Origin of the sequence: Ekhidna sp. (genome assembly GCF_965212185.1) — a bacterium.
Lineage (GTDB): Bacteria > Bacteroidota > Bacteroidia > Cytophagales > Cyclobacteriaceae > Ekhidna.
Window position 1 is genome coordinate 317676 of record NZ_OZ243102.1, and the last position, 23421, is coordinate 341096.

24 protein-coding genes are annotated in these 23421 nt (G+C 37.9%); 5 read left to right on the forward strand and 19 right to left on the reverse strand.

What is annotated here, in order from left to right; genetic code table 11:
• The first annotated feature begins 44 nt into the window (after positions 1-44).
• Positions 45-1088, forward strand: a complete 1044-nt coding sequence (locus ACOMC3_RS01405; protein ID WP_420317734.1) for a bifunctional transcriptional activator/DNA repair enzyme AdaA — start codon at positions 45-47, stop codon at positions 1086-1088.
• 27 nt (positions 1089-1115) lie between these two features.
• Here the strand turns inward: ACOMC3_RS01405 and lysA are convergent, their stop codons facing one another.
• The 9 genes from lysA to rpsT form a co-directional block, all read right to left on the reverse strand.
• Complete coding sequence (gene lysA, locus ACOMC3_RS01410) at positions 1116-2324, reverse strand: diaminopimelate decarboxylase (RefSeq protein ID WP_420317735.1); 1209 nt, start codon at positions 2322-2324, stop codon at positions 1116-1118.
• A gap of 192 nt (positions 2325-2516) precedes the next feature.
• Complete coding sequence (locus tag ACOMC3_RS01415) at positions 2517-3020, reverse strand: hypothetical protein (protein WP_420317736.1); 504 nt, start codon at positions 3018-3020, stop codon at positions 2517-2519.
• An 18-nt stretch (positions 3021-3038) separates the two neighbouring features.
• Positions 3039-4604, reverse strand: coding sequence for a ribonuclease Y (gene rny / locus ACOMC3_RS01420; protein ID WP_420317737.1), 1566 nt, complete (start codon positions 4602-4604; stop codon positions 3039-3041).
• 65 nt (positions 4605-4669) lie between these two features.
• The gene (locus ACOMC3_RS01425) at positions 4670-4954 is read right to left on the reverse strand and encodes a cell division protein ZapA (protein WP_420317738.1); all 285 of its coding nucleotides are present in this window, start codon (positions 4952-4954) and stop codon (positions 4670-4672) included.
• Positions 4955-4969: 15 nt separating this feature from the next.
• Entirely contained in the window at positions 4970-5266 is a 297-nt protein-coding gene (locus ACOMC3_RS01430; protein WP_420317739.1) for a hypothetical protein, read from the reverse strand.
• Positions 5267-7678, reverse strand: a complete 2412-nt coding sequence (gene pheT, locus ACOMC3_RS01435) for a phenylalanine--tRNA ligase subunit beta (protein WP_420317740.1) — start codon at positions 7676-7678, stop codon at positions 5267-5269. It lies immediately after the preceding gene.
• Between the two features lie 73 nt (positions 7679-7751).
• On the reverse strand, positions 7752-8348 hold the full coding sequence (locus ACOMC3_RS01440) for a DUF1684 domain-containing protein (protein WP_420317741.1): 597 nt from the start codon (positions 8346-8348) through the stop codon (positions 7752-7754).
• 22 nt (positions 8349-8370) lie between these two features.
• Positions 8371-9063, reverse strand: a complete 693-nt coding sequence (radC, locus tag ACOMC3_RS01445; protein ID WP_420317742.1) for a RadC family protein — start codon at positions 9061-9063, stop codon at positions 8371-8373.
• 108 nt (positions 9064-9171) lie between these two features.
• Entirely contained in the window at positions 9172-9423 is a 252-nt protein-coding gene (gene rpsT / locus ACOMC3_RS01450; RefSeq protein ID WP_420317743.1) for a 30S ribosomal protein S20, read from the reverse strand.
• Between the two features lie 157 nt (positions 9424-9580).
• On the opposite strand from rpsT, the gene acs reads away from it, so the two are divergent.
• Entirely contained in the window at positions 9581-11476 is a 1896-nt protein-coding gene (acs, locus tag ACOMC3_RS01455) for an acetate--CoA ligase (RefSeq protein WP_420317744.1), read from the forward strand.
• 107 nt (positions 11477-11583) lie between these two features.
• Here the strand turns inward: acs and ACOMC3_RS01460 are convergent, their stop codons facing one another.
• Together ACOMC3_RS01460 and ACOMC3_RS01465 are read right to left on the reverse strand one after the other, a co-directional pair.
• Entirely contained in the window at positions 11584-13983 is a 2400-nt protein-coding gene (locus ACOMC3_RS01460) for a ribonucleoside-diphosphate reductase subunit alpha (protein WP_420317745.1), read from the reverse strand.
• Positions 13984-14018: 35 nt separating this feature from the next.
• A complete protein-coding gene (locus ACOMC3_RS01465; RefSeq protein WP_420317746.1) occupies positions 14019-15011 on the reverse strand; it encodes a ribonucleoside-diphosphate reductase small subunit in 993 nt (330 codons plus the stop codon).
• A 418-nt stretch (positions 15012-15429) separates the two neighbouring features.
• Here ACOMC3_RS01465 and rplU point away from each other — a divergent pair, with 418 nt between their 5' ends.
• Both rplU and rpmA read left to right on the forward strand, forming a co-directional pair.
• On the forward strand, positions 15430-15741 hold the full coding sequence (gene rplU, locus ACOMC3_RS01470; protein ID WP_420317747.1) for a 50S ribosomal protein L21: 312 nt from the start codon (positions 15430-15432) through the stop codon (positions 15739-15741).
• A gap of 6 nt (positions 15742-15747) precedes the next feature.
• Positions 15748-16008 (forward strand): 50S ribosomal protein L27, encoded by a 261-nt coding sequence (gene rpmA, locus ACOMC3_RS01475; RefSeq protein ID WP_420317748.1) that lies wholly within the window; start codon positions 15748-15750, stop codon positions 16006-16008.
• 136 nt (positions 16009-16144) lie between these two features.
• On the opposite strand, the gene ACOMC3_RS01480 is transcribed toward rpmA, so the two are convergent.
• The 6 genes from ACOMC3_RS01480 to ACOMC3_RS01505 form a co-directional block, all read right to left on the reverse strand.
• Positions 16145-16633, reverse strand: coding sequence for an NUMOD4 domain-containing protein (locus tag ACOMC3_RS01480; protein ID WP_420317749.1), 489 nt, complete (start codon positions 16631-16633; stop codon positions 16145-16147).
• Positions 16634-16732: 99 nt separating this feature from the next.
• On the reverse strand, positions 16733-17182 hold the full coding sequence (locus tag ACOMC3_RS01485; protein ID WP_420317750.1) for a beta-carotene hydroxylase: 450 nt from the start codon (positions 17180-17182) through the stop codon (positions 16733-16735).
• Between the two features lie 33 nt (positions 17183-17215).
• Positions 17216-18058, reverse strand: a complete 843-nt coding sequence (locus tag ACOMC3_RS01490) for a phytoene/squalene synthase family protein (RefSeq protein WP_420317751.1) — start codon at positions 18056-18058, stop codon at positions 17216-17218.
• Entirely contained in the window at positions 18058-19554 is a 1497-nt protein-coding gene (locus ACOMC3_RS01495) for a phytoene desaturase family protein (protein ID WP_420317752.1), read from the reverse strand. Before ACOMC3_RS01495 ends, ACOMC3_RS01490 begins: the two co-directional genes overlap by 1 nt.
• A complete protein-coding gene (locus ACOMC3_RS01500) occupies positions 19544-20050 on the reverse strand; it encodes an RNA polymerase sigma factor (RefSeq protein WP_420317753.1) in 507 nt (168 codons plus the stop codon). Before ACOMC3_RS01500 ends, ACOMC3_RS01495 begins: the two co-directional genes overlap by 11 nt.
• A 117-nt stretch (positions 20051-20167) precedes the next feature.
• Positions 20168-21055 carry a MerR family transcriptional regulator gene (locus ACOMC3_RS01505; protein ID WP_420317754.1) on the reverse strand — a complete coding sequence of 296 codons (888 nt, stop codon included), beginning with the start codon at positions 21053-21055 and terminating at the stop codon, positions 20168-20170.
• A gap of 97 nt (positions 21056-21152) precedes the next feature.
• On the opposite strand from ACOMC3_RS01505, the gene ACOMC3_RS01510 reads away from it, so the two are divergent.
• Entirely contained in the window at positions 21153-21458 is a 306-nt protein-coding gene (locus ACOMC3_RS01510; protein ID WP_420317755.1) for a DUF4286 family protein, read from the forward strand.
• Here ACOMC3_RS01510 and ACOMC3_RS01515 read toward each other — a convergent pair.
• Positions 21455-21901 carry a GNAT family N-acetyltransferase gene (locus tag ACOMC3_RS01515; RefSeq protein WP_420317756.1) on the reverse strand — a complete coding sequence of 149 codons (447 nt, stop codon included), beginning with the start codon at positions 21899-21901 and terminating at the stop codon, positions 21455-21457. The two genes, ACOMC3_RS01510 and ACOMC3_RS01515, sit on opposite strands and share 4 nt — an antisense overlap.
• 63 nt (positions 21902-21964) lie before the next feature.
• Complete coding sequence (serS, locus tag ACOMC3_RS01520; RefSeq protein WP_420317757.1) at positions 21965-23251, reverse strand: serine--tRNA ligase; 1287 nt, start codon at positions 23249-23251, stop codon at positions 21965-21967.
• Positions 23252-23421: the final 170 nt, after the last annotated feature.

The following is a 23421-nucleotide window of genomic DNA, read 5'->3' on the forward strand; positions in this document are numbered from 1 at the left end:
TTTTTCGGTTGTACCTTGAAGTCTTGCTTATCTACTTTTGAAGTATGATCTCTACACTCCCTTCCATTGACGAAATGTATCAAGCCCTACTGGACAAAAATTCTCATTATGAAGGAGTCTTTATAGCAGGAGTCAAGACAACAGGCATTTTTTGTAGACCTACATGTTCTGCAAGAAAACCGAAGTATGAAAATGTTGAGTTCTTTCGGTCAACAAAGGACGCATTAAGCAATGGTTATCGAGCATGTAAAGTCTGTAGACCTATGAAAAGTTATCATTCTGCGCCAGACTGGTTGGTACCATTATTAAAAGAAGTGGAAAGCTATCCCACTAAAAAATGGAAAGATTATGAACTGAGTCAACTCGGCTATAGTCCTAGTAGAGTCCGGAGATATTTCAAGAAGACTCATGGTATCACTTTTCAAGCATATCTTAGAATGAGCAGAATCAATGAAGCTTTTTTAAAAATAAAGGAAGGCCAAACAGTCACTCAATCTGCTTTCGAACAAGGCTATGACTCATTAAGTGGTTTTTCAGATACATTTAAGAATATGACAGGATTTTCACCAGGTACTCAAGGTCAAATCATTACAATCAATCGTATCCCAACACCTTTAGGTCCAATGATGATTGGTGTGACTGATGAGGGATTATGTCTTCTAGAGTTTACGGACAGGAAAATGCTGGAAACTCAGATAGAGGTATTGAAAAAACGGATGCAATCCGAGATGATCACAGGAAAACACCCAATGATTGATAATACAGCAAAACAATTGCAGGAATATTTTGAAGGGAAAAGAAAATCCTTTGATATACCATTGGCTGTTCCTGGAACAGATTTTCAACAAAAAGCCTGGAATGCTCTTATGAAAATTCCATACGGAACGACAAGATCATATAAACAACAGGCTGATGTTGTTGGTGATGTAAAAGCCGTCAGGGCAGTGGCAAGAGCTAATGGTGAAAATAAGATTTCAATCATTATTCCTTGCCACCGCATCATTGGTTCCGATGGGAGTATTGTAGGGTATGGAGGTGGTATTCATAGAAAGCAATGGCTACTCAAACATGAGTTTGAGAATCAGTAACTCTTTGCTTCTAATAAAAGAGGTATCCTAAAATTCTATCTTAGCGTCTACCTGAGTACAAAGCATATCCTCAATAGTCTCTCTCCTCCTAATCAAATGTTCCTTACCATTATTGATCATCACTTCTGCAGGTCTGGGTCGAGAATTGTAATTGGAAGCCATTGTTGAGCAATACGCACCGGCATTCTTAAAAACAAGTGTGTCACCTTTCCTTACCTCTGGAATGATTCGATCTGAAGCAAATGAATCGGTTTCACAAACGTATCCCACTACATTGTACACCTTCTTCTCGCCATTTGGATTGGAAAGATTTTCAATGTGATGGTAGGCATTGTAAAACATAGGTCTAATGAAATGATTAAAACCTGTATTCAGGCCAACAAAGGTGCAAGAGGTCGTTTGTTTAATCAAATTTGCTGTTGCAACAAAATAACCAGCATTGCTAACCATGTATTTTCCTGGTTCGAACTCCAAAGTATATGTCTTACCTTGTTTTGTACAAAAGTCATTAAATGACTTGCTGAACTTTTTACCGAATGCTGCTATATCTGTATGTAAATCATCTGGTTTGTATGCCACTTTAAAACCACTCCCAAAATCGATATGTGTAACCGTCTCGAACTTTTCTACAACGCTAAAAACAAGTTCTGCTGCTTTAATAAATATTTCAGCGTCCAGGATGTCAGACCCGGTATGTACGTGCACTCCCATCACATTGATTCCAAGTTTTTTCACTATACGCTCAATGTTTGGAACCTGATGTATCGAGATGCCGAATTTTGAATCAATATGCCCAACAGAGATGTTTTGATTCCCACCAGCCATCAAATGAGGATTTATCCTGATATAAATAGGAATTTCAGGATGGTTCATTCCAAAATACTCCAAAGTATACAGGTTATCTACATTGATTTTCACACCTAATTCGATGGCTTGTTCATATTCTTCTGTTGAGATATTATTGGGCGTAAATAATATATCCTCTGCCTGATATCCAGCATGCAACCCGATGTGAACTTCCTCTATAGAAACACAATCAAGTCCAGCACCAAGTGATTTAAATAGTTTGAGAACGGATTGATTATTTAGTGCTTTGCATGCATAATGAACCTTTAAACTATCAACCTTAAATGCTTTGATAAACTGTTTATAGTTTTCTTTAATTTGATCAGAATCATAAACATATAAGGGTGAGCCGTGATTCTCCACTGCTCGGACTAGGCCTGCATTTTTCATTATTAAATTCACAAATTGGTTAAACAAAAAAACCGAAGCTGATGCTCCGGTTCATGAAATATTATTTAAAAATATAAATCTATTCAATAGCCGGACTAAAGGAGTCGTTTTGACTTCTTTACAAATTTTCTTTTCTTATTGGACCAGCTAAACAACATTTTGCTAAAATAATTCTTTTTTAATTCACTCTAATCATCGCGCTGCGTAAGTCCCACTCACAGTTCCAGTTAACTCTATTCCTTGACCAAACGGTACATCAAATGAAATGGTGTATGTGTTTTCTGAACCTGATATGTTCACAATGCCATTGGTAAATGCTTGCTTGCTACCACTAGAGGTTGTGACCTGAATATCTGCATACTTCTCAGGAATATCTGTACTTGTCGCATAATCACCATTTCCAAGCGTTGCAGTTCCAACAGAAGTAGCAACTACTGAAATGATTATTTGACTATCACTAGTAGAGACCCCAGTAGATGTCGCAGTAATGGTTCCATCGGCCATAAAAAATTCACCAACAGCATTACCTTCTTCAACTGAAAGTCCAAGAATACCATTAACTATTGAGTATGATTGTCCGTCATAATTAATGGTGCCAGAAAGACCAACGGCCATAGGCGTACTGTCATCATCACCGCCACATGAGGAAATGAATAGTAGCCCAACAATTGAGAGACTAAATATGATTTTTTTCATAGCTTATTGTTTTTAATTCTATTTAGCAAAAGCAACAGCTCGTGTTTCACGAATGACCGTCACCTTAATCTGACCTGGATATTGCATATCCTTTTCTATTTTTTGAGAAATGTTAAATGACAGGTCGCTTGCCGCTTTGTCATCTACGTTTTCTGCATCAACCAAGACTCTGAGTTCTCGACCAGCCTGGATAGCATAGCACTTATTCACTCCATCAAAGTTTAACGCAATTCCTTCCAGATCTTTCAATCGTTTCAGGTATTGCTCCATAATTTCACGTCTTGCTCCCGGTCTGGATCCAGAGATCGCATCGCATGCCTGCACGATAGGGGAGATCATTGATGTCATTTCTATCTCATCATGGTGAGCACCAATCGCATTACACACTTCCGTATTTTCCTTGTACTTCTGCGCCAATTCCATTCCAATTATTGCATGTGGCTTTTCTGGCTCATCCGGCCAAACTTTTCCAATATCGTGTAAGAGTCCGGCACGTTTAGCAAGCTTAGGGTTGAGACCCAGTTCTGATGCTAGTGTGGCACAAAGATTTGCGACTTCACGAGAGTGCTGCAGAAGGTTTTGACCGTAGGATGATCTAAATCTCATCCTGCCAATCATTTTGATAAGCTCCGGGTGAAGTCCATGAATTCCTAAGTCGATGACGGTTCGCTCACCGATCTCAATAATTTCATCTCCAATGTTCTTTGATGTCTTGTTGACAATTTCCTCGATTCGTGCTGGGTGAATTCTTCCATCTTGAACAAGTCTATGTAAAGAAAGCCTTGCAATCTCTCTTCTAACAGGATCAAAACCTGAAATAATGATAGCCTCTGGAGTGTCGTCCACAATAATTTCTACACCTGTAGCTGCTTCAAGTGCTCGTATATTTCTACCCTCACGCCCAATGATCTTACCTTTGATATCATCACTTTCAATGTTGAAGACTGAAACAGTATTTTCAATGGCATGCTCAGTTGCAGTACGCTGAATTGCTTCGATCACCACTTTTTTAGCCTCTTTAGTAGCCGTCATTTTCGCTTCTTCCACTATCTCCTTAATGTGTGCCGAAGCACTGGTTCGAGCCTCATCTTTCAGTGCTTCCATGAGCTGGGCCTTGGCCTCATCAGCTGGAAGGTTGGCAGCTTTTTCAAGTATCGCAACCTGCTGCTTTTGCATTTTTTCAAACTCGTCTTTCCGTTGACGAGCAATCTCCATTTGATTAGCAAGTGTTTCTTTCAGGTTGTTTATTTCATCTTCCTTCCTCTTGACCTGCTCAAATTGCTTATTCAGGTTGGATTCTTTTTGCTTAAGCTTTTGCTCATTCGTAATAAGGATGTTCTTCTTCCGTGTAGACTCATCTTCAAAATCACTCCTCATTTTCAAGAGTTGCTCTTTTGCTTCGTGTACTTTATCCTTTTTAATACTTTCGGCTGTGACCTCAGCTTCCTTTAGTATAAGTTTAGATTGCTCTTCGGCCTCCTTAACTTTTTTGCTGGCGTTTTTTCCTTGCAAGGCCCTACCTATAAGTAAGCCAACCAGAGCGCTGACAACTGCAGTTATTACGATTATTAATGTGGTGTCCATCTGTGTGTATTTGAGTGAATCAAATAACAGGATAGTCAGATTTCTCTAAATCAAGGGCGATATAATCAGATGGAGTTACTTATGAGCTGATTTAACTTAGAAATTTCACCTAGAGCATAGTCGTCTGAAGCATCGGATGCTTCTTCACGTTTTAGTTTCTCTACCAGGCAATCAAAAGCTACCATTGCAACCAAATCCTGAGTATCATCTATTCCGAATTGATTTTGGTAATTTTTTATTTTCTCATTTAATAATTTTCCTGCTCTTCTAATCCTTTCCTCATCCTCCGCTTTCACTCTCATGGGATACTCCCTGTTCCCAATTCTGATTTTTATGGATAGTTCTGCCATTCGGTGGTTATTTAATTATTCTGCCAAATGGGCAATACATTTATCTATCTCCTTGATGTAGCCTTCTATCGTCTCTTTCAGCTTCACTGAATCACCCTCACTGACTACCATGTTATTTGCTAATTTATTTATATTCATTTGGTTCTGAAAGTTACTCAAGCTACTCTCATGAGTTTTCATTTTCTCTTTCAGATTGCCATTCTCATCTTTGGCGTGATTCAATTCATCTTTTAAGCGCTTGTTTTCATTTAACACTAATTGAATCTTGCGTTCAAGATTTTGAAATTCACGATATAACTTTTCGCTTGGCATCTATTTTCGTATTACTGCATTAAGTTCTTTTTCATAAAGATTCATCAATGCATTCATACTTTTATCAATTTGTTTATCTGTTAAAGTTTTGAATTTATCTTGAAGAAAAAAACTAATTGCATAAGCTTTTTTTCCTTTTTCTATTTTATCCCCCTCATACACACTAAAAAGGTTCATTCGATTCAATAATTTTTTCTCTTGCTTAAATGCAAGTTTCTGAATCTCTGAGTAAGGCACTCCTTTATCCAGCACAAGTGACAAATCTCTTTTCACTTCCGGGAATTTTGGAATAGGTTCGTATGCAACATCCGATTTGTATAAACTTAATACGGTGTTCCAATCTAACTGTGCGTGAAATACATCTTGCTTGATACCATAAATAGAAAGCAATTCTCGCTTAAGTTTTCCTAGTAATCCAAGCATTTTTCCATCTTTCTTGATGACTACACCATACTCATAAAGTGTACCTTTTTCGGACGGTATAATTTCAGTTTTTCGAATACCCGCATATTTCAACATTCCCACTACCGCAGTACTGAGATCATGAAATGAATTCTTTCGAGGCTCATCCAACCAATTTTCTTCCACGGTATTCCCTGTGAGATAAAAAGAAAGCCACTCAGCCTCTTTGTATTCTTTGTCTTCTTTTTTGTACGAGCGTCCAAACTCAAAAAACTTAAGGTTTGGATTTCTTCTGTTGATATTATAAGCCACTGATTCCAATGCGGTGTAAACAGGTGATGTTTTCATGATCGTCAATTCTTCACTGGAAGGATTGAGCATTTCAACTGGTTCACCGCCTAAAGGAAACTTCTCGTGATATTTTGGATTGGTCAATGAATTAGTCAATATTTCAGAATAACCATTACCTGCCAAAAATTTGGTAAGGTCTTCCTGTACCCTGTATGGTTCATATTCATTAAACTCAGCTAGGTAATCAGCAGAGAAGTTTTCATCTAGCTCTACTTCGTTGAATCCATAAATGCGAAGTACTTCTTCAACTAAATCAGCAGGTCTTGTCACATCACTTCTATAAGCCGGTATAATGGCTTTAAACCCTTCTTTAGTGATATTCTCTGTTTTGATATCCAACCAATTTAATATTTCGATGATTAAGTCGCTATCCAGCTCCTTTCCAATGATCCAATGAAAGTTTTGGAAGGTGATATCAACTTCTTTTTTCTTAATTGCTTCTGGATAGACATCTAAAATCTCAGATGCAGCGTGACCACCTGCTATTTCTAAAATGAGTGAAGTTGCAAGTTTTATTGCTGGAACGGTCATTTCCGGGTCTGCACCTCTTTCATATCTGAAAGAGGCATCTGTAGAAAGCGAGTGTCGCTGAGCAGTAGCTCTTACCCAGTCTGCTGAGAAATAAGCACTTTCAAGAAAAATATCCGTGGTAGCTTCGGTAACGCTTGATCGAATCCCTCCGAATACTCCTGCGATACACATGCCTTCACTTTTGCCATTACAGATCATCAGATCTTTTTCATGCAGCTCTCTTTCTTTTTCGTCAAGCGTTGTGAATTTGGTTTTGTTAGGAAGCGTTTTCACAAGGACCTTATTCCCTTCGATTTTATCAGCATCAAAGGCATGCATAGGTTGACCGATGGCATGACATACATAGTTTGTAATATCAACGATGTTGTTAATTGGTTCTAAGCCTATCGATCGAAGTTTCCATTGTAGCCAGTCTGGTGAAGCTTTTACTTCTACTCCACGAATGGTGATTCCGGAATACCTGGGGCATGCTTCCGTATTTCCAATCTCAATAGTGACAGGATTGCTTTCCGTAATATCAAATGTTTTAGTTTCAGGAAGCTGAAGTTCCTTTCTAAAGTAGGCTTTAAGATCCCTGGCTGTTCCCATGTGAGAGGTAGCATCTCCTCTATTAGGTGTCAATCCTATTTCAAAAACATGATCCTCACCCGTTTCAAATAGTTCGATTGCAGGTGTACCGTTGAGTTTGTCAGTATCCAACACCATGATGCCATCATGACTGGTGCCGAGCCCTAGTTCATCTTCAGCACAGATCATTCCTTCAGAAACTTCCCCTCTAATCTTGGCTTTTTTGATTTTAAATGGTTCGCCATTAGTAGGATAGATTGTGGAATTTACGGTAGCGACCAGCACTTTTTGCCCGGCAGCTACATTAGGAGCTCCACATACAATATCTGAAAGTTCATCAGCACCGATATCTACTTTGGTTACTTTAAGCTTGTCAGCATTTGGATGCTTTTCACAAGACATGACTTCACCAACGACAATACCCTGTAGTCCTCCAGGGATTTTCTCTACTTTCTCAATGCCTTCAACTTCCAGACCTGTTTGGGTCAGAATGTCACCCAATTGTTCAGGTGTTTCGTTGAAATCAATATACTCTTTCAGCCAACTGTAAGAAATCTTCATGCCTTTATCGTGCTCTTGAAATTAAGAGAGCAAAAATAAAGAATCTGTTAAGCTGTGGGTTGAGTTTGAGCACCTAATACGGATAATTCTTTTCCCCGGCTTCAATAGTAACATCTAAAAGATTTTCGCGGGGGGGTAACGGACAGGTAAAATCTTCAAAGTAGGCACAGTAGGGGTTGTAGGCCTTATTGAAATCTAATGTGATCTGATCTGACTTTCCGATGGCAACATCAAGATAACGACCACCACCGTAAGTGGAAACACCACTAGTTGCATCACCAAAAGCAAGTAAGTATTGGTTACCAAAACCCAATGCTTTGAGAATAAGTAGTGAGCACTTTTGACCCTTGATCTTAAATTGTACGTCAGCAAACTTGAGATAAGTGGTTGTGGTACCGTCGCTATTGCCTAACGTGAGTGTTTCTCGCTTACTATATCTACTCAATGTGCCATTTACCTTGTATTCAGGATTTGGAGCGAAGTATTCAACTGCTTTGTATTCAACTTCTTTCTGGACAAATGGACTGGCTTTCGAGGTTTTGAAGAAATCGTGTCTGTCTTCCCAAAATTGATTAATCTCCCGAGAGTAGCTTTCATCATCCCCTCCTGAACGCAACATAAAGAATACCACTACCCCAATGGGCATAAGGATCAGCCATGCCTTTTTCATGATGCAAATTTAGATAAGAGGATTACAAAATGCCTTCATCAGCAAAACTGAAAAAAGTATGATCCGTGATGATTAAATGATCAAGCACCGAAATATCAAGTGATTTACCTGCCTCTTTCAGACGTTTGGTCAAGTTAATGTCTTCCTGGCTTGGTTTCAGGTTTCCACTGGGGTGGTTGTGAGCGAGAATGAGGCCACTGGCTGTTTCCTCAAGTGCACGCTTGAAAATAATTTTCGGGTCTACTACTGTTCCTGAGACTCCACCACGACTCAGCATTTCTTTTTTAATGACCTCATTATTCCTTTTAAGCAGAAGCAACCAGAATTCCTCATGGTTGAGATCCATCATATCGCCTCTTAAGATTTCAAAAGCGTCTTTAGATGAAGTGATCTTCACTTTTCTTTTAGGTTCGGAATCTTTTCTTCTTCTACCTAATTCTAGAGCGGCTACAATAGAGATTGCTTTCGCCTCCCCAATTCCTTTAAATTTTTGTAAGTCTTTGACAGAAAGGCGAGCCAGGTTCATCAAACTGTTTTCACATTGTTTGAGAATGTGTTGTGAGAGCTCCACTGCAGTTTGTTCCGTATTTCCGGACCCAATAAGGATAGCAATCAGCTCTGCTTCAGATAATGCAGCCTTTCCTTTTAGTATTAGTTTTTCTCTAGGCCTGTCCTCTTCAGCCCAACGTTTTATCGTCAAACGGTTATCTTCCATAAGAACCCGTAAAATAAAACCTTCGAGATAAATCACTTCGGTTTTGAAACAAAAAACCCTGCACAATTGCTTGCGCAGGGTAAAAAAAAAGTCTTTAAAAGCTGAGGCTTATAAGCCTGCCACGTGCTTAGTCAATTGTGACTTAAGGTGACCAGCTTTGTTATCATGGATAATGTTCTTTTTAGCAAGTTTATCCACCATAGAAATAACCTGAGTTAAAAGCTCTTCGCCTGCTTTCTTATCAGTTGTTTCTTTTAGTCTTTTAATGAACGTACGAGTCGTTTTATGCTGATATCTATTTCTCAGTCTCTTCGCTTCGTTGCTTCTGATTCTCTTAAGTGCTGATTTATGGTTTGCCATAACGCTTTTCTCTGTTCCAAAAATTTAGGACGGCAAAGATAGGATTTTTCTTTTGAAATGTAAAAGCTTTTCTCAAAGAGAAATTTAGATAATGTCTATCTCAGGATTGATGTCCTATTCTGTGGTACAAAGATGCACGTTTATTAGATTTAGACCTATGAATGATTTTACAAAATCACACCGAATATCATCTCTTAGTGAGTATACCAAAAAGTATGATCACAGCGTGGAAGATCCTGAAGGTTTTTGGGCTGAAATAGCTGATTCCTTTACGTGGCGAAAGAAATGGAACAAAACACTGGAATGGGATTTTAAAGGGCCTGATGTTAAATGGTTTATTGGTGGAAAACTGAATATCACAGAAAATATTCTTGATAGACATATAGAAGAGAGAGGGGACGAAGTTGCCATATTGTGGGAACCAAATAATCCTGACGAAGAATCTATTTCACTTTCATATAAAGAACTACATAGCAGGGTTTGCCAGTTTGCAAATGCAATGGTTGCCAATGGGGTAGGAAAAGGTGATCGTGTAATCATCTATATGCCCATGGTGCCAGAAGCAGCAGTTGCAATGCTTGCATGTGCCCGTATTGGCGCTGTGCATTCTGTGGTTTTTGCAGGGTTCTCCTCGAGTGCTTTAGCGGACCGCATCAATGATTGTCAGGCTAAGATGGTGTTAACATCTGATGGAAACTTTCGAGGTACCAAGACTATAGACGTGAAAGGGGTCGTGGATGAGGCATTAGAAAAAACTAAATCTGTTGATAAAGTCATTGTGTATCAGCGTACCAATACAGAGGTACAGATGAAATCCGGACGAGATGTCTGGTGGCACGATGCAGTCAAAGGAATGCCCGAACACCATGAGTCAGAAGAAATGGACTCAGAGGATATGCTTTTTATTCTCTATACATCTGGATCCACCGGCAAACCTAAAGGGGTTGTTCATACTTGTGGGGGCTATATGGTTTACACTTATTATTCATTTTTAAATGTTTTTCAATACGAACCCGGAGATATTTATTGGTGCACGGCCGATGTTGGGTGGATCACAGGTCACTCTTATATCGTATATGGACCACTGCTTGCCGGTGCGACTACTGTTATGTTTGAGGGAATACCTACTTATCCGGATGCAGGCAGGTTTTGGGAAGTTTGTGATAAACATCAGGTCAATCAATTTTATACTGCTCCGACTGCAATAAGGGCATTGGAAGCTCATGGGCTGGAGCCGGTAGAAAAACATCAATTAGACTCGTTAAAAGTAATTGGTTCAGTGGGCGAGCCAATCAATGAAGAAGCATGGCACTGGTATCATGAACATATAGGAAAGCGAAGATGTCCATTGGTTGATACCTGGTGGCAAACAGAAACAGGAGGAATTATGGTCTCTGCGCTGGCGGGTATTACACCTACTAAACCTGCACATGCATCACTTCCTTTGCCGGGCATACAGCCTGTAATAGTTGATTCAGAGGGGAATGAGCTTAAGGGTAATAATGTTGAAGGTAATTTGTGTATTAAGTTTCCATGGCCATCCATATTACGGACTACCTATGGAGATCATGAAAGATGCCGAAATACCTACTTTTCTGCTTATAAGGACAAATACTTTACTGGTGATGGAGCTAAGCGAGATCATGATGGCTATCTGAGAATATTAGGTAGGGTAGATGATGTGATTAATGTGTCAGGTCATAGAATGGGAACAGCAGAAGTGGAAAATGCAATTGATGAACATCCAAAAGTGATTGAGTCAGCTGTCGTTGGATTTCCTCACGATATCAAAGGACAAGGTATTTATGCATTTGTTATCGCTGAGTCTGACGGATTGGAGGAGGAAATAAGGCAAACGGTAAATAAAATGATCGGACCTATTGCTAAACCCGATCACATTCAGTTAGTCTCTGATTTACCTAAAACCCGATCAGGAAAAATAATGAGAAGAATATTGAGGAAGATTGCTAGTAAAGAGACCGACAATCTCGGTGATACCTCAACACTTCTTAATCCTGATGTTGTTGATGAGATAATTAAAGGAGCAGTTTAATTCATGCCTACTTAGCCTTTAACCAAATAAAATCATTACGATTCAATATAAAAAACCCTATCTCCATTTAAGCAGACAGGGCTTTAAAAGAATTACACTTATTTACTTTAAGAGCCGCACATTTCGCAATCGTCCGGATTGTCTAATGAGCATTGCATTGCTGCTTGCTGATCAATCTGTGCTTGGGTCTGAGCTCCTTCCGCCTGAGTGGCGGCTATAGCTTCCTTTGGCTGCTCTTGTTTTTCTTTTGATACAGTAAACTTGATTGCGTCAGTCGCTGCTTTAGTTCTCAAGTAGTACATACCTGTCTTTAATCCCTTCTTCCAGGCGTAGAAGTGCATGGATGTCATCTTGCCGAAGTTTGCATCCTGTAAGTGGATGTTTAAGCTCTGACTTTGACAGATGTACGCTCCTCTTTCTGCTGACATGTCGATGATAGCTTTTTGGGAAATTTCCCAAACGGTCTTATATCTTTCTTTAATGTCTTCTGGAATTTCTGGAATATTCTGGATGGATCCATTCTCTGCTTTGATACGATTCATCATGCGCTCATCCCATAGACCAAGATTAATCAACTCTTTCATTAGATGCTTGTTGGCAACAATAAACTCTCCTGAAAGTACCCTTCGTAAGTAGAGGTTAGATGTGTAAGGCTCAAAGCACTCATTATTTCCAAGAATCTGAGAGGTTGAAGCTGTAGGCATAGGAGCTAGAAGTAAAGAGTTTCTTACTCCATTCTTTTTCACTTTTTGCTTAAGTTCAGTCCAGTCCCATCGTCCGGAATCAGGTGTTACACCCCACATATCAAACTGGAATACTCCTTTAGATACTGGAGATCCTTTAAATGTTTCATAAGGACCTTCTTCTACTGCCATTTCCATAGAGGTTTCCATTGCAGCGAAGTAGATGGTTTCGAATATCTCTCTATTAAGCTTCTTAGCTTTTTCAGACTCAAAAGCCAGCTTTAATAATAAGAAAGTATCAGCTAGTCCTTGAACACCAATACCGATAGGACGGTGTTTCATATTGGAGTTTCTAGCCTCAGGTACCGGGTAGTAGTTTACATCGATGACCTTGTTAAGGTTACGAGTAACCACCTTAGTGATTTCATATAATTTATCATGATCAAACTTACCATCAATCACAAACCTGGATAGAGCAATAGAAGCCAGGTTACAAACCGCCACTTCGTCTTTAGAAGTGTACTCCATGATCTCAGTACATAGATTACTAGATCTGATGGTACCGAGATTCTTTTGATTTGATTTCTTGTTAGCAGCATCCTTATATAACATATAAGGTGTTCCAGTCTCAATTTGAGCTTCAAGTATTTCAAACCAAAGATCTTGTGCCTTTATGGTTTTTCTACCTTTTCCTTCACGCTCATATTTTTCATAGAGTGCTTTAAACTCATCTCCGTATGCTTCATAAAGTCCCGGACACTCGTCTGGTGACATGATTGTCCAATCTCCATTACTCTCTACACGTTCCATGAAAAGATCAGGAATCCAAAGAGCGTAGAACAAGTCTCTGGCTCTCATTTCTTCTTTTCCATGGTTCTTTCTTAAATCCAGGAAATCAAAGATGTCCGCATGCCAAGGCTCTAAGTAAATGGCAAAACTTCCTTTTCTTTTTCCACCACCCTGGTCAACATAACGAGCAGTCATGTCAAAGTTTCTAAGCATTGGCACGATACCATTTGAGGTGCCATTTGTTCCTTTAATATAAGCTCCTGTAGAACGAACGTTATGTATACTAAGTCCAATACCACCAGCAGATTGCGAGATTTTGGCACATTGCTTCAAAGTATCATAGATACCATCTATACTGTCGTCTTGCATCGAAAGTAGGAAACAAGAAGAAAGTTGTGGTTTTGGAGTACCCGCATTAAAAAGGGTAGGAGTGGCGTGTGTAAACCACTTCTCTGACATTAAGTTATATGTTTGGATTGCTGAATCAATGTCCTCACCATGAATACCCACTGATACTCTCATGAGCATGTGTTGCGGACGCTCCACAATCTTTCCATCAAGCTTCATTAAGTATGAGCGCTCTAATGTCTTATAGCCGAAGTAGTCGTAATTGTAATCCCTGTTGTAATCAATTGCATCATCCAGTCTCTTCGCATTCTTTCGAATGATTCCATAAATCTCTTTGGATAGTAAGGCAGCATTCTCCTCCGTTTTAGGATTGATGTATTCATACATTCTCTTCATTGTGTTAGAGAATGATGTCTCTGTTACCTTGTGGAGGTTAGAAATGGAGATTCTGGCCGCTAGCTTGGCAAAATCAGGATGACGTGTAGTCATAGTTGCTGCAGTTTCAGCTGCTAGATTATCGAGTTCGATGGTAGAAACTCCATCATATAAACCATCAATTACCTTTTTGGCAATCTCGACTGGCTTAACAAAGTCTGCGTTTAAACCATAACACAGCTTTTCGATTCGAGCTGTGATTTTGTCAAACTTGACGGATTCTCTTCTTCCGTCTCTTTTTACTACTAACATAGGGCTATCTTGATAAGGTGATTACAATAAATTCTTTAAAAATCTTCATCTAATGAAAATTTGGATTTTCCACTATCGCCATCCATTACACCGGCTTTTTGATACTCACCCACTCTTTTCTCAAAGAAGTTGGTTTTTCCTTGCAGCGAAATCATCTCCATGAAATCAAATGGATTGGTTGAGTTATATACTTTTTCGCATCCAAGCTCATTCAATAGTCTGTCTGCCACAAACTCAATGTATTGGCACATCAAGTCTGAGTTCATTCCTATTAGTTTCACTGGGAGTGCATCAGTTACAAATTCCTTCTCTATTGTAACTGCATCTTTAATAATTTCCTGAACAGTCTCTTTTGGAAGCTGATTCTTTACATGATCCGTATATAGTAAGCATGCGAAATCGCAATGGAGCCCTTCGTCTCTTGAAATCAATTCATTAGAAAATGCGAGACCTGGCATTAGCCCTCTTTTTTTCAACCAGAAAATGCTACAGAAACTTCCAGAGAAAAAGATACCTTCTACTGCTGCAAAAGCAACCAGCCTTTCAGCAAATGATCCTTCATCGATCCACCGAAGCGCCCAGTTTGCTTTTTTCTTCACACAATCCATCGTTTCAATAGCATTGAAGAGGTAATCCTTTTCCTTTGGATCTTTTACATAGGTATCTATTAATAAGGAGTAAGTCTCAGAGTGGATATTTTCAACAGCAATTTGGAACCCATAGAAAAACTTAGCTTCTGTGTATTGTACTTCAGCAACAAAATTCTCAGCAAGGTTTTCATTTACAATACCATCACTAGCAGCAAAGAATGCAAGAACGTGTTTGATGAAGTGTTTTTCATCATCTGTCATCGTATTGTTCCAGTCCTTTAGGTCCTGACTCAAATCAATCTCTTCTGCAGTCCAAAAGCTTGCTTCTGCTTTTTTATAGAATTCCCAAATATCATTATGTTGAATTGGGAAGAGAACAAAGCGATCTTTATTCTCTTTCAAGATAGGTTCTTCTACATGTGCTGTTGTATCGCTCATAATTTCTGTTTTCTGAATAGTTTTTAGTCTATTTCTTAAACAATAAAACGCCCCTAAGCTCACTAAAACTGTGTGCTTTTTCTAAACTTTTTTAAGTCTTGGGATACAGCCCTAAGAGTGGTTTATTTTTTCTCGCGGCTTGTCTACAAATGTGTTTAAAATGAGGGGAAAATCCAAGCAGTTATTACGGGTGCGGAATGTGCGATTTGGAAATTAAATATTTGTTATAACAAATTGTTTTATAGCGTTTTAGATCACAATTTTGCAATTGCTACTTTGAGGAAAACACGCAGAAATGGGGGTAAAAAAAAGTGAAAAAAAAATAAAAAATATTTTATCACTATTTTATCTGCACTTCATGTTTGGATATTCCTACTAGAATAGTATCTTTGCAATCCTTTTTTCAAAAGAAGATAAAATGTACGCGATAGTAGACATTGCTGGGAAGCAGTATAAAGCAGAAAAAGACAAATTTCTTTACGCTCCACTAATGGAGGGCAAGGAAGGATCGAAAGTAGACTTTGATAGAGTCTTACTCGTAGATAACGATGGTAAAGTGAAAGTGGGTGCGCCTACTGTGAAAGGAGCTAAGGTTTCTGCCAAGATTCTTGAGCATGTGAAGGACGATAAAGTGATCGTGTTCAAAAAGAAAAGAAGAAAAGGCTATAAGGTGAAGAATGGTCACCGTCAGCAGTTTTCTAAAATATTGATCGAAGACATAAAAGGATAAAATCTCATGGCACATAAGAAAGGTGTAGGTAGTTCGAAAAACGGAAGAGAGTCAGAAAGTAAACGACTTGGAGTAAAAATCTTCGGTGGACAGAAAGCTGTAGCTGGAAATATCATCGTACGCCAGCGAGGTACTAAACATCATCCTGGAGATAATGTAGGTCTTGGTAAAGATCATACTTTATTTGCGCTTGCTGATGGTGTTGTGAAATTCCACAAAGGAAGAAAAGACAGATCCTACGTTAGCGTAGATCCATCTGCAGAATAATTCAAACTCATTCTTAGTTACAAGAAATTGATTCACTGGCTTTACCTGTGAACGAAAGACAATTGCGTTTAGCGATTTTAGGTTAGGTTAGTTAGAGTATTAAAAAAGGGGTTCCACTTGGAACCCCTTACTCTTTTTAGGCTGTAGCTTTCTTCTTAGGCCTTCCAGGAAGAACAGTATCCGGTTTAAAACCGTTTTTGTATCTTTTCTTTCTGGTTTTCCAGACCTTATAATTGTTTTTATTGCCCACCTCAAACTGCCATTTCATGTGCTCTGATTTAGTCTTCCATTCAAGATTTTCGAAATAATTATTTCGAGGGTTGTTATCTTTATGGATGATCATAGTCTTAGCTGAATCGGAATTCTTTACAAAGACTTTTGCTGTCTCTTTGTGAGGATAAACCGTTCTTCTTTTACCATCATCATCGATTAAATCTAAAAAGTAGCACTTACAGATTTTATTCCAACGCTGACGCATGAGTTTACCTCTCAGCTTCATATGGGTTTTACTGCCTTTATGCCACACTTTTCTACTCTTACTTCGGATTTTACCTCGGTTAGAAATCTCATAATTGGAGAACCCATCAATGGGCTTCCATTCTTCTTCTTTTTTCTGATCTGCCATTTAGCTCGCTTTTTTTTGGTTTGTCAAACAAGCTGAGTACTTAATGATGATCAAATGTAACGATTTGCTAAATACTTATCAAATGATAATGAAAGTACGTTATTTTTGATACTTTTTAGGGGCATATAAAAATCCAAAAGCCTCAGCTCCCTCCTTACTGTGTTTTTCATGATGCATGTAATGTGCATGCATTATTCGTTTCATGTACTTGCTTTTAGCTTTAAATGGAATTTTTATTCTTCTGTGAACAATGATGTCATGGAAAATGAAATAAAACAGACCGTAACATAGAATACCAATCCCTACATAGAGCAACCACCAAAATTCCTGATAATTATCATATCCGAAATATATTGTTAGTATTGATGGTATACTAAAAACTACGGCAAACAAATCATTGCGTTCAAGTGCATGATCATGTACTTTATGATGGGATCTATGCCAACTCCATAAAAAACCATGCATGATATACTTATGTGTAAACCATGCCACTCCTTCCATAAATAGGAAAGTTCCTATTACAATTAATATATTTATTAATACGCTCATATATCCATTATAACTTAGTAAAAGTAGTCTTGTTTACTCTACGATAAAATTGAATTTATGTAGGAGGTAACACTTAATCAAAAGAAAGAGTTTTCTGGAATTGGGGACACGAATTCGTTCAGATTTTATTCTTTCAGGGGTTAATTTGATTATTTTTTTGAATAAAACTGTGTAGTATATATATGCTAAATAAACCCCTGCTCTAACTCCTTTCGGTAATTTTTTAATTCCAGTTAATGCTTTATTAAAATCTTCTTTAATGTCAGCTTCAATTTCTTTCTTTTCTTCTTTGCTGAATCTATTAAAATCAACCCCCGGAAAATATACTCTTCCGCGCTCATCATAATCACTTTTTATATCTCTAAGAAAGTTTACTTTTTGAAAGGCAGACCCAAGATGTTTTGCAGACTCGAGAAGTTCCTGATATTTTTCTTCATCACCTTCTAGAAATACTTTCAAACACATCAGCCCGACTACTTCAGCACTTCCATAGATATATTTCTTGTAATCAGTATCAGCATAATCTGTTTTGCTAAGATCCATTTCCATACTCACTAGGAAGGCCTCAATGAGATCATGGTTGATATTGAACTGATTTACAACTTGTTGAAAACTATGTAGGACAGGATTAAAACTTATGCCTTCTTCTATCGCCTGGTATGTGTCCTTTTTGAATCGACTCAATAACTCACTTTTATTATAGTCGTGAAATGTATCTACGATTTCATCGGCATACCGTACAAAGCCATAAATAGCATAAATAGCATCATGATACCGTGAATGAAGCGTTCGTATTCCTAATGAAAAAGATGTACTGTAAGTTTTTGTTATCAACTTACTACAATCGAAAGCAGTACGTGTGAAAAGTTCTTCCATCAGCTTTTAAAAATAGGAAAATCTTTTTCGATTTCTCTGGCCACTACTTCCCCGGAAATCAGCGATGGTGGAACTCCAGGGCCCGGGACTGTTAATTGACCAGTATAAAATAGGTTTTTGAGACTCTTATTCTTGAGTGAAGGTTTTAGAATAGCCGTCTGCAGTAATGTGTTTGCCAATCCATAAGCATTGCCTTTAAATGAATGATAATCCTCAATAAACTCTTTATGCGCATAGCTTCTTTTGGTAATTATGTGATCTCGAATGCTTTCACCAGTAAAGTCTTCAAGTTTATTCATTATGAGATCAAAGTATTTTTCCCTCGTTTCTTCCGTATCTTCAATATCAGGCGCTACAGGTATTAAAACCACTAAATTTTCTTTTCCAACAGGAGCTACAGAATCATCTGTTTTTGAAGTTGCCGAAACATATAATAATGGTTTACTGGGCCATTGTGGCTTGTCGTAAATTTCACTTGCATGTTGCTTAAAATCTTCATCAAAAAATAAGGTGTGATGTTCCAAATTGGGCAACTTTTTGTTTACTCCAATGTAGAACAACAAAGACGATGGAGCCAGGACTCTTGAATCCCAATACTTCTCATCATAATTTTGAAATTCTTTAGGCAAAATATGTTGATCAACATGATGATAATCTGCTCCAGCCACTACCACATCACAATCAAAAGATGATGATTGGGTATTGACAGATTGAACCTTTTTATCGTGAAATGAAAAGCTTTCAACCTCTTCACCTAATTTTATTTCAACTCCAAGCTCCTCTGCCAGCTGAACCATACCTTTTACCACTGAATTCATCCCTCCTTTAGGGTACCAAGTACCCAATGAAAGATCTGCATAATTCATAAGACTATAGAGTGCAGGAGTGTTTTCAGCGGTGGCTCCCAGAAAGAGAATAGGGAATTCCATTAATTGAATGAGCCTTTCGTCCTTAAAGTGTTTTCTTACATGCTTTGAAATAGATGTGAAAACATCCATTTTGAGTAAACCAAGTAAAAGTTTAGGATCAACGAATTCGAGCAATGTTCTACTTGGTTTATAAACAAGCTTTTTGACTCCAACATCGTATTTGTATTTGGCTTGTTTTAAAAATGATTTCAGCTTTTTGCTACTCCCAGGTTCTATTTTTTCAAAAAGCTTTTCAAGCTCCCCCATTTTGGCGGGGATATCAATCGTATCATTTTTGAATTTGATTCTATATGATGGATCCAGTCGATCCAGTTGGTAGTAGTCAGAGACTTTCCGGTCGAAAGTGTTGAAAAATTTCTCAAATACATCTGGCATCCAATACCATGATGGACCCATATCCCAGATAAATCCCTTATCTGTATAGCTTCTTGCTCTTCCACCAGCTTGATCATTTTTTTCAAGCAAGGTAACCTTATAGCCCATTTGTGCAAGATGGCAGGAACAAGAAAGGCCGGAAAATCCGGCCCCTATCACTACTACTCTACTATGGAAATTCTTAGTTGGCATATACTTTTAATCCTTTTTTTAGCTCCTTTCTAGCTATGTGAATCCTATTTTTCACAGTACCTATTGGTATCTCGAGCTTGTCTGCAATTTCATGATACTTAAACCCTCTAAAGTACATGGTAAATGGAACTTTATACATGTCTTTAAGCCCATTTATTGCGGCCTGAATATCCCTCATCACAAAGTTTCCTTGAGCACCATTTTCAATTAATGTACTTGAAGAATTGATAAAATGATTGTTTTCGGTAGTGTCAATGAAGGTATTTCTTCTCACCATTCTTTGATAATTGGTAATGAAGGTATTACGCATGATGGTATACATCCATGCTTTTAAATTAGTCCCATCTTGGAATTTATCTCTATTACTATAAGCTTTAAATACAGTTTCTTGTAGTAAATCATTAGCGTCTTCACCGTCTTTAGTCAACTTCAACGCATATGGCTTGAGTGAGCTGGTTAGGTTCTCAATTTTATAACCGAATTCTAAAGCTGTCATATTGTTTAATGTTTTAGTTAAAAGGTTAAACGAAAGTAATAACATTTTGTTTAACAAACAAGAAAAATAGTTAAACAAAAAAAATACTTGCCTAGAACACTTCTAAAAAAGTGGATATTAAGCTTTAAGAATTGATATTTCTGTATGAGATACTAAATCCTCGAATTGATTCAGTATTTGACCATTTTGGGGGATCTCGATATCCTGACCAATTACCTTACTTCCCGTTATCAGAATACTGCAGTCTTTAAACTTCTTCCCTAGAGAATTTACATACTTTTGGACCTCACTTGATTCAGGAGCAGTGGTTAAGGCAGTTAGTATATAGTCTGGATTTAATTTGTGGTATACTTCTTCGAGTGCATTAAGTGGTACAGTCTGACCAAAAAATATGGTGCGGTTTCCTCTGCTTCTCAATAAAAAATTAGCAAACAATAGTCCCAGTTCGTGTAATTCACCTTCCGGGAGAAACAGGAGGTATAGTAGGCCATCTGTATTGATTTCAATTTTGTCTGTAGCGGCAATCAATTTTTGACGTACCAGATGTGAGATAAAATGTTCTTGAGCGGGATTGATGGAATTGGTCATCCACAGAATTCCAATTTTTTTCATGAATGGATAAACCACTTTCATCATGGCTTCTTCAAATCCAAGTAATTCAATACATTGGTCTAAAATTATCGAGAATCCATTTTCATCAAGATCGATCATCGAAACAGTTAATCCAGTTATCAGATCCTCATATGTCTGATTTTCTAAACCTATTGTTTTTACCTCTTCTCGAAGTATGTCATATGGCATAGCTACAATCTTGCTAATCTTATAGCCATGATTTTTAAGCATAGCAATATTTAGAATTAGCTTAAGATCATCACTATTATAGTATCTTATATTAGTGGCTGTCCTTTGGGGAGAAAAAAGATCGTATCTCTGCTCCCAAATCCTAATGGTATGTGCTTTTATACCAGATAGATGTTCCAAATCTTTAATTGAATATACGCTCATCCCCATGATAACCTATCTTTGAATAAGATTGTTTTGAATCCTAACCACAAAAATATCGTTTTCTGAAGAGGTCGAAATATTCAACACTAACTTAACTATGATATTATATAACGTAACCGTAAACATTGATAAGGATGTAGAACCGGATTGGATAGAATGGATGAAGACCACTCATATTCCTGAGGTAATGGAAACTGGATATTTCACTAATCACAGAATGATGCGTATGCTATCCCAAGAGGAAGATGAGACTGGGTCAACCTACGCTATCCAGTACAATGCTGAAACCTTGGGTCATCTTGAGACTTACTTAAACACAGTGGCTCCTAAAATTCAAAAAAAATCTATTATTCGGTACGGCACTAAAATGGCGGCTTTTAGAACTGTGCTGGAAGAAGTTTAAAAATCAACATTGCAATTGATCCAATCATCTTCGAATCGAGTATTGTACTTTTTATAAAAGTTGATTGCGGGTTCATTCCAATCAAGAACTTGCCACATCACTCCAGTACAGTTAGATTCCCGAGCGATTTCAAGAGTTGCTTCAAAGAGAAGTTTACCACCACCGGTTCCCCTTTTAGATTCAGTTACCACTAAATCTTCTAAGTATAGTCTTTTGCCTTTCCAGGTACTGTAACGATAATAGTAGATTGATGTCCCTATTATCTGTCCGTTTTCCTCTGCAACGAGGAAGCCAAATATTGGATTTTCACCAAATCCATCAACTTCCATTCTTCCCACGGTGTTTGCTACCTGATCAAGGGCTTTTTCATAAATAGCTAGTTCTTTGATAAGATCCAGTATTTGTGGCAAATCTGCTTTCTTACCTTCTCTAATTTCAATCATATGTTCTTATTAAGCCTATGAATTTAATCATCCATTGGTTATTAATAGAATGACTTCCAAAGGTTATTTGCTTTTTCTTATCTCTTTAAATCCAAGATATGAGTGCAATACTTCAGGCATCTTTATATGATCACCAGCTTGGTTGTTTTCCAATATAGCAGCCATGATTCTGGGGAGGGCCAGTGCACTTCCATTTAGTGTATGAGCCAGCTTTTTCTTACCCTCACTATTTTTAATTCTGAGTTTAAGCCTATTGGCCTGGTAAGTTTCAAAGTTTGAAACTGAGCTTACTTCCAACCATTTTTCTTGCGCAGCAGAGAACACTTCAAAATCATAGGTTATTGCAGATGTAAATCCTAGATCACCTGCACAAAGCCTAAGAATTCTGTAAGGGAGATCCAATGACTTAATTAGGTTTTCAACATGTGCTATCATTTGATCCAAAACATCGTAAGAATTTTTTGGCTCTACCACCTGAACGATTTCGACTTTATCAAATTGATGAAGCCTGTTTAAGCCACGAACATGTGATCCCCACGAGCCCGCTTCCCTTCTAAAACATGGGGTGTGACCTGAGTGCTTGATTGGAAGTTGATTCTCTTTGAGTATTACATCCCGATACATATTTGTTATAGGAACTTCCGCAGTTGGTATTAAATAAAGGTCATTTGCCTCTATGTGATACATTTGGCCTTCCTTGTCAGGAAGTTGACCTGTGCCAAACCCGGAAGCCTCATTTATGACTACAGGCGGTTGAACTTCTTCATATCCTGCTTCCGTAGCTTGGTCAAGGAAGTAGTTTATCATCCCTCGAACCATTCTGGCACCTTGCTTTTTGTAGAATGGAAATCCTGCTCCTGACACCTTATTTCCAAGTTCAAAATCAACAATATCAAATTCTTCGATTAATTCCCAATGAGGTTTTTTATGTTCTCCAAGCTCAGGTATGTTATTATCAGATAATTTAACAAGTTCATTGTCTTCTTCAGAATTGCCTGCAGGCACAGCCTCATTTGGAATATTGGGAAGGTCATATAAAAGTTTTGTTAGTGAGGCTTCAATAGAATTGAGATCCACACCAAGGGATTTACTTTTTAGTTTTAGTTCTGAAGTTTTAGACTTGATCCCTTCTGCCTCATCTTTTTTACCTTGCTGAAATAAGACACCTATTTCCTTAGCCAGTTTGTTTGATTCATGAAGGATTTCATCTAACTCGCCTTGGATTTTTTTTCTACTGCTATCAAGCTTAAGCACATCTTTTAATAATTCACTAGCATCTTCGAGTCCCCTTTTCTTCAGGCCCTCGACACATCGATCAAAATCCTTCTCTATTGTTGTTACTTGCAGCATGAAATTTCAAATTATTATTTGAACCGCAAAGAAAATTCATTTTATAATGAATTGATGCAGGAATTATAAAAAGGTAAAATTTTTAGTAATGTTTGTGATAGTGGGTTGGATCGTATATTATTGCGAAGCAATCCAAGAAAGGCTCATCCGGGTTTTTCTGCTTTTACAAA

What these genes read in the sequence shown, in the direction of transcription:
- ACOMC3_RS01405 (WP_420317734.1), top strand. Translation starts at nt 45, where the DNA reads ATGATCTCTACACTCCCTTCCATTGACGAAATGTATCAAGCCCTACTG.
- ACOMC3_RS01480 (WP_420317749.1), bottom strand. Translation starts at nt 16,633, where the DNA reads ATGGCAGATCAGAAAAAAGAAGAAGAATGGAAGCCCATTGATGGGTTC.
- ACOMC3_RS01430 (WP_420317739.1), bottom strand. Translation starts at nt 5,266, where the DNA reads ATGCCAAGCGAAAAGTTATATCGTGAATTTCAAAATCTTGAACGCAAG.
- acs (WP_420317744.1), top strand. Translation starts at nt 9,581, where the DNA reads ATGAATGATTTTACAAAATCACACCGAATATCATCTCTTAGTGAGTAT.
- ACOMC3_RS01485 (WP_420317750.1), bottom strand. Translation starts at nt 17,182, where the DNA reads ATGAGCGTATTAATAAATATATTAATTGTAATAGGAACTTTCCTATTT.
- ACOMC3_RS01415 (WP_420317736.1), bottom strand. Translation starts at nt 3,020, where the DNA reads ATGAAAAAAATCATATTTAGTCTCTCAATTGTTGGGCTACTATTCATT.
- ACOMC3_RS01510 (WP_420317755.1), top strand. Translation starts at nt 21,153, where the DNA reads ATGATATTATATAACGTAACCGTAAACATTGATAAGGATGTAGAACCG.
- rpmA (WP_420317748.1), top strand. Translation starts at nt 15,748, where the DNA reads ATGGCACATAAGAAAGGTGTAGGTAGTTCGAAAAACGGAAGAGAGTCA.
- ACOMC3_RS01490 (WP_420317751.1), bottom strand. Translation starts at nt 18,058, where the DNA reads ATGGAAGAACTTTTCACACGTACTGCTTTCGATTGTAGTAAGTTGATA.
- ACOMC3_RS01500 (WP_420317753.1), bottom strand. Translation starts at nt 20,050, where the DNA reads ATGACAGCTTTAGAATTCGGTTATAAAATTGAGAACCTAACCAGCTCA.
- serS (WP_420317757.1), bottom strand. Translation starts at nt 23,251, where the DNA reads ATGCTGCAAGTAACAACAATAGAGAAGGATTTTGATCGATGTGTCGAG.
- rpsT (WP_420317743.1), bottom strand. Translation starts at nt 9,423, where the DNA reads ATGGCAAACCATAAATCAGCACTTAAGAGAATCAGAAGCAACGAAGCG.
- rplU (WP_420317747.1), top strand. Translation starts at nt 15,430, where the DNA reads ATGTACGCGATAGTAGACATTGCTGGGAAGCAGTATAAAGCAGAAAAA.
- ACOMC3_RS01460 (WP_420317745.1), bottom strand. Translation starts at nt 13,983, where the DNA reads ATGTTAGTAGTAAAAAGAGACGGAAGAAGAGAATCCGTCAAGTTTGAC.
- ACOMC3_RS01515 (WP_420317756.1), bottom strand. Translation starts at nt 21,901, where the DNA reads ATGATTGAAATTAGAGAAGGTAAGAAAGCAGATTTGCCACAAATACTG.
- ACOMC3_RS01465 (WP_420317746.1), bottom strand. Translation starts at nt 15,011, where the DNA reads ATGAGCGATACAACAGCACATGTAGAAGAACCTATCTTGAAAGAGAAT.
- ACOMC3_RS01505 (WP_420317754.1), bottom strand. Translation starts at nt 21,055, where the DNA reads ATGAGCGTATATTCAATTAAAGATTTGGAACATCTATCTGGTATAAAA.
- pheT (WP_420317740.1), bottom strand. Translation starts at nt 7,678, where the DNA reads ATGAAGATTTCTTACAGTTGGCTGAAAGAGTATATTGATTTCAACGAA.
- radC (WP_420317742.1), bottom strand. Translation starts at nt 9,063, where the DNA reads ATGGAAGATAACCGTTTGACGATAAAACGTTGGGCTGAAGAGGACAGG.
- ACOMC3_RS01425 (WP_420317738.1), bottom strand. Translation starts at nt 4,954, where the DNA reads ATGGCAGAACTATCCATAAAAATCAGAATTGGGAACAGGGAGTATCCC.
- rny (WP_420317737.1), bottom strand. Translation starts at nt 4,604, where the DNA reads ATGGACACCACATTAATAATCGTAATAACTGCAGTTGTCAGCGCTCTG.
- ACOMC3_RS01495 (WP_420317752.1), bottom strand. Translation starts at nt 19,554, where the DNA reads ATGCCAACTAAGAATTTCCATAGTAGAGTAGTAGTGATAGGGGCCGGA.
- lysA (WP_420317735.1), bottom strand. Translation starts at nt 2,324, where the DNA reads ATGAAAAATGCAGGCCTAGTCCGAGCAGTGGAGAATCACGGCTCACCC.
- ACOMC3_RS01440 (WP_420317741.1), bottom strand. Translation starts at nt 8,348, where the DNA reads ATGAAAAAGGCATGGCTGATCCTTATGCCCATTGGGGTAGTGGTATTC.